Source organism: Amycolatopsis sp. NPDC054798 (assembly GCF_053611505.1).
Window position 1 is genome coordinate 27,490 of the sequence record NZ_JBSHAM010000016.1, and the last position, 10,331, is coordinate 37,820.

General features: G+C 68.4%; 8 protein-coding genes. 4 read left to right on the plus strand and 4 right to left on the minus strand.

Features of this window, described 5'->3' with window-relative positions; all coding sequences use genetic code 11:
- Window positions 1-52 precede the first annotated feature (52 nt).
- The 3 genes from ACWGIC_RS13125 (at window position 53) to ACWGIC_RS13135 (ending at window position 4,776) form a co-directional block, all read left to right on the plus strand.
- Window positions 53-1,288: an amidohydrolase family protein gene (locus ACWGIC_RS13125; protein WP_452076126.1), complete on the plus strand. Its 1,236-nt coding sequence runs from the start codon at window positions 53-55 to the stop codon at window positions 1,286-1,288.
- Window positions 1,285-1,836 (plus strand): GNAT family N-acetyltransferase, encoded by a 552-nt coding sequence (locus ACWGIC_RS13130; protein WP_452076127.1) that lies wholly within the window; start codon window positions 1,285-1,287, stop codon window positions 1,834-1,836. Before ACWGIC_RS13125 ends, ACWGIC_RS13130 begins: the two co-directional genes overlap by 4 nt.
- 99 nt (window positions 1,837-1,935) lie before the next feature.
- Window positions 1,936-4,776: an AfsR/SARP family transcriptional regulator gene (locus tag ACWGIC_RS13135; protein WP_452076128.1), complete on the plus strand. Its 2,841-nt coding sequence runs from the start codon at window positions 1,936-1,938 to the stop codon at window positions 4,774-4,776.
- A 98-nt stretch (window positions 4,777-4,874) separates the two neighbouring features.
- Here the strand turns inward: ACWGIC_RS13135 and ACWGIC_RS13140 are convergent, their stop codons facing one another.
- Together ACWGIC_RS13140 and ACWGIC_RS13145 are read right to left on the minus strand one after the other, a co-directional pair.
- Window positions 4,875-5,450 carry a YceI family protein gene (locus ACWGIC_RS13140; protein WP_452076129.1) on the minus strand — a complete coding sequence of 192 codons (576 nt, stop codon included), beginning with the start codon at window positions 5,448-5,450 and terminating at the stop codon, window positions 4,875-4,877.
- Window positions 5,451-5,478: 28 nt separating this feature from the next.
- Window positions 5,479-5,808, minus strand: a complete 330-nt coding sequence (locus ACWGIC_RS13145; protein WP_452076130.1) for a rhodanese-like domain-containing protein — start codon at window positions 5,806-5,808, stop codon at window positions 5,479-5,481.
- Window positions 5,809-5,904: 96 nt separating this feature from the next.
- Here ACWGIC_RS13145 and ACWGIC_RS13150 point away from each other — a divergent pair, with 96 nt between their 5' ends.
- Complete coding sequence (locus ACWGIC_RS13150; RefSeq protein WP_452076131.1) at window positions 5,905-6,360, plus strand: MarR family winged helix-turn-helix transcriptional regulator; 456 nt, start codon at window positions 5,905-5,907, stop codon at window positions 6,358-6,360.
- Between the two features lie 13 nt (window positions 6,361-6,373).
- Here the strand turns inward: ACWGIC_RS13150 and ACWGIC_RS13155 are convergent, their stop codons facing one another.
- Window positions 6,374-9,220, minus strand: coding sequence for an RICIN domain-containing protein (locus ACWGIC_RS13155; RefSeq protein WP_452076132.1), 2,847 nt, complete (start codon window positions 9,218-9,220; stop codon window positions 6,374-6,376).
- A 290-nt stretch (window positions 9,221-9,510) separates the two neighbouring features.
- Window positions 9,511-10,263, minus strand: a complete 753-nt coding sequence (locus tag ACWGIC_RS13160; RefSeq protein WP_452076133.1) for a TylF/MycF family methyltransferase — start codon at window positions 10,261-10,263, stop codon at window positions 9,511-9,513.
- Window positions 10,264-10,331 lie beyond the last annotated feature (68 nt).

Consider the following 10,331-nt stretch of genomic DNA (forward strand, 5'->3'; position numbering starts at 1 on the left):
CTCGTCAACTCGCACAGCCCGAGAGTTGACGCATCAACTTTTGGGAGGGGTCATGCGGACGTTGCTCCGGAACGGGACTGTCGTGAGCCTGGATCCGGCGGTGGGGGAACTGCCGCGCGGGGACGTGCTGATCGAGGACGGGCGGATCGCGGCGGTCGGTCCCGCGCTCCGGGCCGATGCCGAGATCGTGGACGCGGCGGGCAAGATCGTCCTGCCGGGGTTCGTGGACACTCATCGGCACACGTGGCAGACGGCGTTTCGCGGGATGGGCGCGGACTGGACGTTCGCCGAGTATCGCGCTGCCATGCACGGCACGCTCCGGCCGCACTACCGGCCGGAAGACGTGTACTTCGGCAATTTGCTGGGCCGTCTCGAAGCGCTCAACTCGGGTGTGACGACCATGCTCGACTGGTTCCACTGCTCGGACCGCCCGGAGAACGCCGACGCGGCGATCGACGCGCTCGACGAGGCTCCTGGGGAGTCGATCTTTTGTTACTGCGCGATGGAACCTGAAGATGTGGTCCGGGTGCGAGAGCGGATTCCGGGTGACGGCATGGCGTTCGGCTTGCGTGGGCCGATGCTGACCACAATGGACGAGACAGCCGAAGACGTCGCGTTGGCGCGGGAACTCGGGTTGCGGGTGAGCGTGCACGTCCACGGCGCGGTGTGCGCTTCGATTCCCGAGATGCACGAGCGAAAACTGCTTGACGACCGGACGACGATAGTTCACGGCAACGGTCTCGCCGACGAACACCTGGCGATCCTCGCGGACACGGGGTGCTCGGTGACGATCAGCCCGGACGTCGAGGTGAAGATGGGGTTCGGGTGGCCGGAAACCGGGCGGCTGCTGGCTGCCGGGATCCGGCCGTCGTTGTCGATCGACGATTGCCCGTCCGCTGGGGGTGACATGTTTTCGGCCATGCGTACCGCGTTCGCCGCGCAGCGCGGTCTCGACGGCGGGCTCGTCGCGCGCGATCTGCTGGAGTTCGCCACTGTGGACGGTGCTCGAGCCTGTGGGCGGGAAGACCGGACGGGGAGCATCAGTGTCGGGAAGGACGCGGATCTGCTGCTGATCGACGCGGAGGACTTGTCGGTGTTTCCGGTCGGCAATCCGGTGTCCACAGTGGTCACGGCTGGACATCCAGGGTTGGTGGACAGTGTTTTCGTGCAGGGGCGGGCGGTGAAGCGGAACGGCCGGTTGCTGGGGGCCGATCTGCCGAAGCTCCGGGCGCGGCTGCTGGAATCGCGCGACCGGATCGCGGCGGCGGCGGGATGGGCGGTCGAATGAAAATCCTGGAGACGGAACGGTTGCTGTTGCGGCGTTTCACCGAGGCCGATGCCGAGAATTTGGTGGAGCTCGACAGCGATCCGCAGGTGATGCGGTTTCTCACCGGAAAGCCGACGCCGCGAGCTGAGATCGAGCGCAAGGTGCTGCCCGCGATCCTCAGCGAATACGAGCGCGGGCCAGCCGGGCAATGGGCGGCGATCGAGCGGGCGAGCGGCGAGTTCCTCGGCTGGATTTCCTTGCGGCCACCGGAGGACGGCAGCACGACGGAGCTGGAACTCGGCTATCGGCTGATGGCGAAAGCCTGGGGCCGCGGCTACGCGACGGAGGGCGCGCGGGCGGCGATCCACAAAGGATTCACCGAATGGGGCACGCAACGGGTGTGGGCGCAGACGATGGCGGTGAACACGCCGTCGCGCCGGGTGATGGAGCGGTCGGGACTGACTTACGTCCGCACGTTTCATCTGCATTTCGACGATCCGTTGCCGGGCACGGAGCACGGCGAGGTCGAGTATGAGCTGACTCGGGACAAGTGGGCGGCCAAGGCGTAGCTGTCCCGAAGGACGTGACGGGGCGGTGCCAAGGACGGTCCGGAAGGTTGCGGTGAGCTGTCCCGGCGACCGCGGAGAGAGCTGCTTTAAACTCCCGGTATGTCATCGGGTGCCGTGGGAACCGGCCGGGGAGGGGCGGAGCCCGGGGCCCGGCTGGAGTTCGCGGTGCTCGGACCCGTCCGCGGCTGGTACGGCGGGCAGCCGCTGGAGCTCGGGCCGGTGCTGCGGACCACGATGCTGGTCGCGCTGCTCCTGCGGCCGGACGTGACGGTCAGCCGGGCCGAGCTGGTCGACCGGGTGTGGGGCGAGCATCCGCCGGAGAGCGACGGTGTGCCCGGTTACATCTATCAGCTGCGGAAATCCCTGGCCGCGGCCGGTGCGGACGCGAAAGCGGTGTTGCGGACCGACCCGGGCGGATACCGGTTCGCGGGGGCTGGTGTCGGGGTCGACGCGGTGCGGGTCGAGGAGATCGCCGCCCGTGCCAAGAAGGCGGCCGCGGCCGGGGCGCTCGCTGCCGCGGCCGAAGCGTATGGCCAGGCGCTGGCGTTTTACGAGGGCGTCCCGCTGGCCGGCTTGCCCGGTCCGTTCGCCGAACGGGAGCGGCGCCGGTTCGTCGAGCGCCGGGTCGGGCTGGTCGAAGGCCGGACGGACGCGCTGATCCGGCTGGGGGACTACGAATCGGCGATCAGCGAGGTGTCGGCGCTGCTCGCCGAGCATCCGGATCGCGAACCGCTGACCGGGTTGCTCATGCGGGCCCTCTACGGCGCCGGACGGCAGCCTGACGCGCTCGACACCTGGCGCGAGTTCCGCGTCCGGATGCTCGACGAGCTGGGGCTCGAACCCAGCGAAGACCTGCGTCGCGTGCACGAGGCGGTGCTGCGCGGCGATGACGAAGCGCTCGGTGTCGCGGCGCGGCCGGCCGCGCCGCCCAGGATCCGGGACGAGCTGCCGCACGACGTCGGGGAGCTGGCTGGCCGCGACGCCGAACTGGCCCGGCTCGCCGCGCCGGGGAGTGCGGTGTCAGCGGTGGACGGGGTGCCCGGCGCCGGAAAGACGGCACTGGCGGTGCGCGCGGCCCAGCTGCTGCGCGAGGAACATCCCGACGGCTGCCTGTTCGTCGGCCTGCACGGGCACAGCACGAGCCGGGCACCGCTCGCTCCGGTGCGGGTGGTGCGCCGGTTGCTGCGTTCGACGGGCGTCAACGACCAGAACATTCCGGATGATCTGGACGAATTGGCCGCGAACTGGCGCGCCGCCACCGCTCCGTTGCGTCTGGTCCTGGTCCTGGACGACGCCGTCAGCGCCGAGCAGGTCCGCCCGCTGCTGCCCGGCGGAACCGGCAACCGGGTGCTGATCACCAGCCGCCGCCGGCTGCCCGGACTGGACGTCGAGCGCCGGATTTCGCTGGGGCCGCTGACTTCCGACGCCGCGGCCGGGCTGCTGAGCCGCATCGTCGGCCCGGCGCGCGCGAGCCGGGAACGCGAGGCGGTGCGCGAACTGGCCAGTTTGTGCGGACGGCTTCCGCTCGCGCTGCGCATCGCCGGGGCCCGGCTGCAGAACCGTCCGATGTGGACCTTCCGGGACTTGGCGGACCGGCTCGCCGACGACACCGGACGGCTCGGCGAACTGACCGCCGAGGAACGCAGTGTCGAGGCCGCGTTCCGGCTGTCCTACGACCAGCTTCCGGCGGACGCACAACGCGCTTTCCGCACGCTCGGCCGCGCGCCCGCGCCGGAATTCGACGAACTGGTCCTCGCCGCGATGCTCGGCTGCTCCCGGCGGGCCGCGGAAAACGTACTCGAAGACCTGGTCGACGCGAACCTGGTGCAGGCGCCCGCCGCGGGCCGGTACCGGATGCACGACCTGGTCGCGGTATACGCGCGCCGCCTCGCCGGGGACGAACCCGACGTCGCCAGCGGGCTGGGGGTGTACCTGCACGCCTGCCGCGCCGCGAGCGAATGGGGCGAACCCGGCTTCCCCAGCGGCCCGGTGCCCACCGGCTCGCCGTTCGCCGGGCTGGTGGACGCTTCGGCTTGGCTGGACCAAGCGGGCGACCTGGTGGAAGTGGTCTCGGCCGCGGTCGCCGCGGGCCATCCGGACTACGCGTGCTGGATCGCCGAGGGTGCCGTCGACTACCTCGTGCGGCGCATCCGGTACCGGGAATGCTTGGCCCTGCTGGAAGTCGCGCTGTCCGAAGTGGACAACGTGGCGGACGGGCGGATGGCGACCGCGCTCCGGTTCGGGCTCGGCTGGGCGTACCTCGCGCTGGGGGATTCGGCGCAAGCCCGGCGATGGTGCGAGGAAGGGTTGCGGATCAGCCGGGAAACCGGCGACCGGCGGGAAACCGCGCGTGGATTGTGCGGGCTGGGAATGGTCACGATGCTCGCCGGACCGCTCGACGAAGCGGAACAGGTGCTGAGCGAGGCGAAAACGCTGGCCGCCGAGGTGGCGGACAGCTGGCTCGTCGAACGGGCGGTGTCCGGGCTCGGTTACGTGCATTTCAAACAGGGTGAGTACGAACGCTCGCTCGCTTGTTTCGCCGAATCGGCCGACGTCGCGGTTTCGACCGGCAATCCGGCGATGCTGGGCCGGGTTTCCAGCCACATCGGCAGTGTCCGGCTGCATCTCGGCCGGGCTGCCGAAGCGGCGGAATCCCTGCGGCAGGCGGTCGAACTGGCCGAGCGGGTCGAGGACCGGCTGTTGCTGGTGAGTTCGCTGTCGCGGCTCGGTACCGCGGAGCAGGAACTGGGGAACCTGGAGGTCGCGCTCTCGTATCACCTGCGCGCGCTGGGCGCGTTGACGGATCAGATGTCGCCGTGGGCGGAGATTGAGGTCCGGAACCGGCTGGGCGCCTGCCGGCAGGCTCGGGGCGAAGAAGAGGCGGCGCGGGAACAGTTCGAGCTTGCCGCCGCGGTGCTGGCCGAGGTCGAGGCGCACTGATCGATCCGCGCCCGGCCGGGTCGCCGGGGTGGGCAACCCGGCCGGTTCGCGGCATTCGGCGCGGTTCGGTGAAATCTGCCGCGGCCCGGATCGACGCCTCAGGTCGCGCGGACCGCCTCGACCTCGAGGACGAGTTCGATCTCCTTGGAGACGAGCAGGCCGCCCGATTCCAGGACCATGTTCCAGACCAGCCCCCAATCCTCGCGGTTGATCTTGCCGCGCGCGGAAAACACCACGCGGTCGTTTCCCCAAGGATCGCGCGCGTGGCCGAGATACTCCACGGCGAGGGTGACCGGACGCGAGACGTCCTTGATGGTCAGGTTCCCGACCATGGTCGCCTTGTTTCCGGCCGCGGTGACCGAGGCCGATTCGAAGGTCGCCCGCGGATGCTGTTCCACGTCGAAGAAATCGCCGGACCGGAGATGGTCGTCCCGGGTCTGGTCACCACTGTCCACTGTGGCCATTTCGATGACCGCGCGCACGGTGGTGTCTTCGATCCGCTCGCCGATTTCCAGGGTGGCGTCCACGCCGGTGAACCGGCCGCGGACCTTGGTGAGCAGGAAATGCCTGCCGACGAAACCGACCTCAGCGTGCCCGGGGTCGACCTTCCAGGTCCCCGCGGCGGGAAGTTCCGTTCCGGCGACGACGCGGGTGGCCGCTGTTGCTTCTGTCATGGGGTGATCCAGTTCTCTCTGTCCGGCGTCAGTTGCCGGATTCGGTCGGCAGCCCGGCGGCGATCCAGCCGGCCTTGCCCTCGTCGTAGTCGAACACCTGCGTGTACCCGAGTTCCGCCAAGTGCTTCGCGACGTTGGCCGAGTTCTGGCACGGTGAGTCGGCGCAGTAGACGATCACCGGGGAGTTCTTGTCCGGCAGGAGAGCGGGGGCTAGTTTCTCGACGTCGTCGACCGGCAGGTTGAGCGCGCCGGGCAGGTGCGCCTTCGCGTAGTAGTCGGCGGGAAGCGCCTCGACGACGGTTGCCGTGCCAGCGTCGATCCGCTGTTTGACCTCTTCGAGCGTGATGGGCTTGACCATCGGTCCTCCTGGAGAATCCTCTGTGCGGATTTAGGTGCGTACGCACGCACTCTATACATTAGGTGCGCCCGCACGCAATGACCTACACTGAGGGACGTGAGCGATCCGAAGATCGGCCTGGAGGCTTGGCGCGCGATGCTGCTCGCGCACAGCGCCGCGGTGCGAGCCATCGAAACCGACGTGCAGCGGGGCGGAACCGTGCCCCTGGCCTGGTACGACGTCCTCCTGGAACTGAACGCGGCCGGCGAGAAGGGGCTGCGGATGAGCGAGGTCGCCGACCGGGTGGTGCTCAGCCGGACGCGGGTGAGCAGGCTGGTAGACGAGATGGTGCGCGCCGGGCTGGTGGCGAAGCGTCCGGAGCCGGACGACCGCCGGGTCAGCTGGGCAGTGATCACCGACGAAGGCGCCCGCGCGCTGCGCAAGACAGCGCCGGTCTACCTGCAGAGCATCGAGCGGCATTTCTCGGCGCACGTCAGCGACGAGGAGGCCAAGGTGATCGGGAAGGCGTTGTTGCGGGTCGCCGAGAGCGGGAAGGCCGTGCGGCTGGATTGATTTCGCGGCCGGATTAACGCAGCCGCCACCGGTGGTCCGCGGTTCCGTTGTCGCTGAACTGGACGACTTGTGCGCTGTCCGCAGTGGACATTCGATCGACGCCGAGCACCTTGCCGGAGTTGCGGTTCACGATCCGGAACCAGCCGCTGCCGTCGTCGAGCAGCCGCCAGTCGTGATCCGCGGTGCCGTTGTCGGCGTATTGGACGACCTGTGCGCTGTCCGCAGTGGACATCCGGTCGACGCCGAGCACCTTGCCGGAGTTGACGTTGCGGATCCGCAGCCATCCTCCGACCGCCTCGAAAGTCCACAGATGATCGGCGGTGCCGGTGTCGCCGAACTGGACGACCCGGGCACTGTCGGCGGTCGACATCCGGTCGACGCCCAGTATCTTCGCCGAATTCTGGTTCTCGATCCGCACCTGGCCGTCCGGCACCAGCTGCCACAGGTGGTCCGCCGTCCCGTTGTCGGTGTACTGGACCACTCGGGCACTGTCCGCGGTGGACATCCGGTCCACGCCGAGTACCTTGCCGGAGTTGCGATTGACGACCCGGAACCAGCCGTCGCCGTTGTCGATGAGCTGCCAGAGGTGATCCGCGGTGCCGTTGTCGGCGTATTGGACGACCTGTGCACTGTCCGAAGTAGACATTCGGTCGACGCCGAGCACCTTGCCGGAGTTGTGGTTGCGAATCCGATACCAGCCGTCGCCGTTCGGGGTCAGGTGCCAGACGTGGTCGGCGGTGCCGTTGTCGGTGTACTGGACGACTGGCGCGCTGTCCGAAGTGGACATGAGATCGACGCCGAGGACTTTGCCGGAGTTGCGGTTCACGATCCGGAAACCGGCCCCGCTGCCGCCGGGCAGCCACGTAGTGCCGTCGGGCGATGCGACCGGAAAGGACGTGATCCGCAGCCGAGCCGCGCCCATCGGGATCAGGGTGACCGCCTCGACCTCCGCGGTGCTGTGTGCTGGCGACGATTGCAACGGGGTCACGACATTCTGGTCGTCCGCCGTCCATTCGGCGATCTTCCGCGCAGGTGCGGTGATCCGGACTGGGGCGGTGTCCGGGGTGAAGGGGTTGTCCGGCAACGGTCCGCCGGTGGCCGCGAACGTCATCGCCGAGGCGGCCGTTGACGGGTCGACGGCCAGCCCGTAGTTCCACGGGGTGGTCGCGTGGACGGCGTACTCCGGGAACTGTGCGGAACCGCCGAGTCGCTCGTACTGTTCCCCGATCCGCAGTGAATAGGTCAGCGGGCCGTGGTCGACCGACAGGGAGTCGTGGTTCGCGTGCCAGGTTCGCACTGAGGTTCGTTGGGGCAGGGTCAGCGTAACGACGTCACCGTGTCGCCAGGCGCGCTGGACTTTCGTGTACGCAGGCCCGGCCGGAACCGCGACCGGAGCGCCTGCGACGGTGAGCTGCGGCGTCGCACACCAGGCTGGAATCCGGAAGTACAACGGAAAGTTCAGCTGTTTCGGCGTCCGGACGGTGAAGGTGATCGTCTCCGAGAACGGATACGTGGTGTCTTCTTCGATGGTGACCGACGTGCCGTCGCCGACCTTCGCCGTGACGCTGCTCGCCGAGTACATCGACGCCGCGAGACCGTGGTCCGGGGTGGCCAGCCAGAGTTCTTCGGTGAAGTACGGCCAGCCCATGCCGTAGTTGTGCGGGCAGCAGCGGTATTGGTCGACGGCGGGCAGGTAAGCCTGCATCGCGAAGCCGTTCTGGAACTGGCCCTCGGTCTTGGGGACGTTATTGAGATCGACGCTGTTCGCGCTGGTGATGTAGTGCACCGCGCGTCCGGCCGGGTCGAGCGCGGCGGGCAGCGAATTGAAGGCGAGGTCCTCGCAGCGGTCGGCCCACACCGGGTCGCCGGTCAGCCGGGTGAGCAGCTGGTGGCTCGCCATGAACTCGACGATCCCGCAGGTTTCGAAGCCCTGCCGCGGATCGCCGTAGCCGGGACGCGCGTTCTCGTCCCCGGCGAACCCGCCGCCGGCGAACTGCCCGTACTCCGCCATGACCTGGTCATAGTCCTGATAGGACGCTTGGATCAGTTTCGCGTCGCCGGAACGCAGTGCGTACTGGGCCGGTTCGCGGAAGCCCTGTGCCACGTTGACGTTGTGCAGGCTCGGCAGAGTGCCGACCCAGTTGGCTCCGTAGCGGTGGATCTTGTCGGCGAGGTCGAGGAGGAACGTGTCGCCGGTGCGGTTGTACAGCCAGAAGACGCTGTCCAGGCCGTCGCCCCAGCGCACGTTCAGCCAGTCCGCGTCGAAGATGTCGGTGCCTTGTGCGTTCAGGTAACGGAAGAACCGGGTCAGCAGCGGGATGATCCGCGCGTCGCCGGTGTATTCCTGCCAAGAGCGCAACGCTTGGATCATCGGCAGGTACGGCCAGAAGTGCGGGCCGCCCCGGAAAGCGGTGCGCAGTTCGTTCGGTCCGAAGAATCCGTCGGCTTGCTGGGTGGCGAGAATCGCGTCGATCCAGCGCCGGGCCGAGTCCAGCGCGGTGCTGTCCCCGGTCACGATGGCGAGGTCGACGTACCCGCGCAGCCAGTACGGCAGTTCTTCCCAGCCGCCACGTTCGGGATGCACCCAGCCGGTGGTGGTGAAGTCGAGGAAGTGCGAGGTCTCGGGGTAGTGGCCGCAGAGGCCGTCGAGCTGCAGCCGCAGTTGCCCCGCCAGCCAGCCCCGCGCTTTGACCGCACCGGGCGGGAGTTTCAGGAACGCGGTGGGCGAGAGCGGGGCCGCGTTGGGCGTGTAGAAACCGCCCCGCTTACGGCCGCGTGCGGCTTCAGCGGTTCCGGCGGACGCTGTGGCGAGCAGAGTGGCGACGGTCCCGGCGACGAAGTGCCTGCGGTTGAGCGGCATGGAGACCAGCCTCCACTCGGGCGTTACAACGTTGTAAAAATAGAAGTACCCGGTGCGGAGACGACGGGCAACCGCCGTTTGCCGTAGCTGGAAATGTCCGGTGGACAGCGGCTTCTTGCCGGTGCCTTCCCGGTGTGTTTAACTACCGTGAGTGCCGCGAAAGCGGGTGCGTTCAACCCCTGCGGAACCGGCACTTGAACAGCGTGCGCCAGCCGAGACGGCGGTGTGACACGCGCTCGCCGCGAAGACTCGCGCGTGGCATACCTTTCGCCTCTCAGCGCCCGTGCCGGTCAGGCACTCCGCCGCCAGAACACGCTGTAGTCGTCGATCGCTTCCAGCGGGTCCTCGATGCCCTCGGTCTCCCGGAACTCCTCGACCGCCTTGCGGCAGGCCGGGATCACGTAATCGTCGATGATCACGAAGCCGCCAGGGGACAGCTTCGGGTACAGATTGACCAGCGCGTCCATTGTGGACGAATAGAGGTCGCCGTCGAGGCGCATGACGGCGAGCTTCTCCACCGGCGCGGTCGGCAGCGTGTCCTCGAACCAGCCGGGCAGGAAGCGGACCTGGTCGTCGAGCAGGTCGTAGCGCGCGAAGTTGTCCTTCACCGTCTCCATCGAAACGCCGAGCACCTCGTTGGACTGGTGCAGGGCCATCTCCTTGTCCATCGGGTGCCCGTCCGGGCCGGTGTCCGGGATGCCCTCGAAGGAATCGGCGAGCCAGACCCGGCGATCGGTCACGTTGTGCGCCTTCAGGATTCCGCGCGCGAAGATGCAGACCCCGCCGCGCCAGACGCCGGTTTCGATGAAGTCGCCCGGAACCCCGTCCGCGAGAGCCTGTTCCAGGCACGAGCGGACGTTGCGGATCCGCTTGAGCCCGACCATGGTGTGCGCGGCGCTGGGCCAGTCGAGCCCGTTCTCCCGGTGCTCGCGGGTGAAGGACGTCTCGGGAACCCAGGCGTTCGGAGTGGGGGCGTCGCCGTAGATCAGGTTGGTGACCACCTTCTCCAGGAGGTCGAGGTACAGCTGGCCGCTGGCTTCCATTTTCGGTCCTTTCTCGGGGCCGTTGCCGGTGCCGCCCACGATTGCGACTGAACGTCGCGGCCGCAAGG

What these genes read in the sequence shown, in the direction of transcription:
- ACWGIC_RS13125 (WP_452076126.1), top strand. Translation starts at nt 53, where the DNA reads ATGCGGACGTTGCTCCGGAACGGGACTGTCGTGAGCCTGGATCCGGCG.
- ACWGIC_RS13130 (WP_452076127.1), top strand. Translation starts at nt 1,285, where the DNA reads ATGAAAATCCTGGAGACGGAACGGTTGCTGTTGCGGCGTTTCACCGAG.
- ACWGIC_RS13135 (WP_452076128.1), top strand. Translation starts at nt 1,936, where the DNA reads ATGTCATCGGGTGCCGTGGGAACCGGCCGGGGAGGGGCGGAGCCCGGG.
- ACWGIC_RS13140 (WP_452076129.1), bottom strand. Translation starts at nt 5,450, where the DNA reads ATGACAGAAGCAACAGCGGCCACCCGCGTCGTCGCCGGAACGGAACTT.
- ACWGIC_RS13145 (WP_452076130.1), bottom strand. Translation starts at nt 5,808, where the DNA reads ATGGTCAAGCCCATCACGCTCGAAGAGGTCAAACAGCGGATCGACGCT.
- ACWGIC_RS13155 (WP_452076132.1), bottom strand. Translation starts at nt 9,220, where the DNA reads ATGCCGCTCAACCGCAGGCACTTCGTCGCCGGGACCGTCGCCACTCTG.
- ACWGIC_RS13160 (WP_452076133.1), bottom strand. Translation starts at nt 10,263, where the DNA reads ATGGAAGCCAGCGGCCAGCTGTACCTCGACCTCCTGGAGAAGGTGGTC.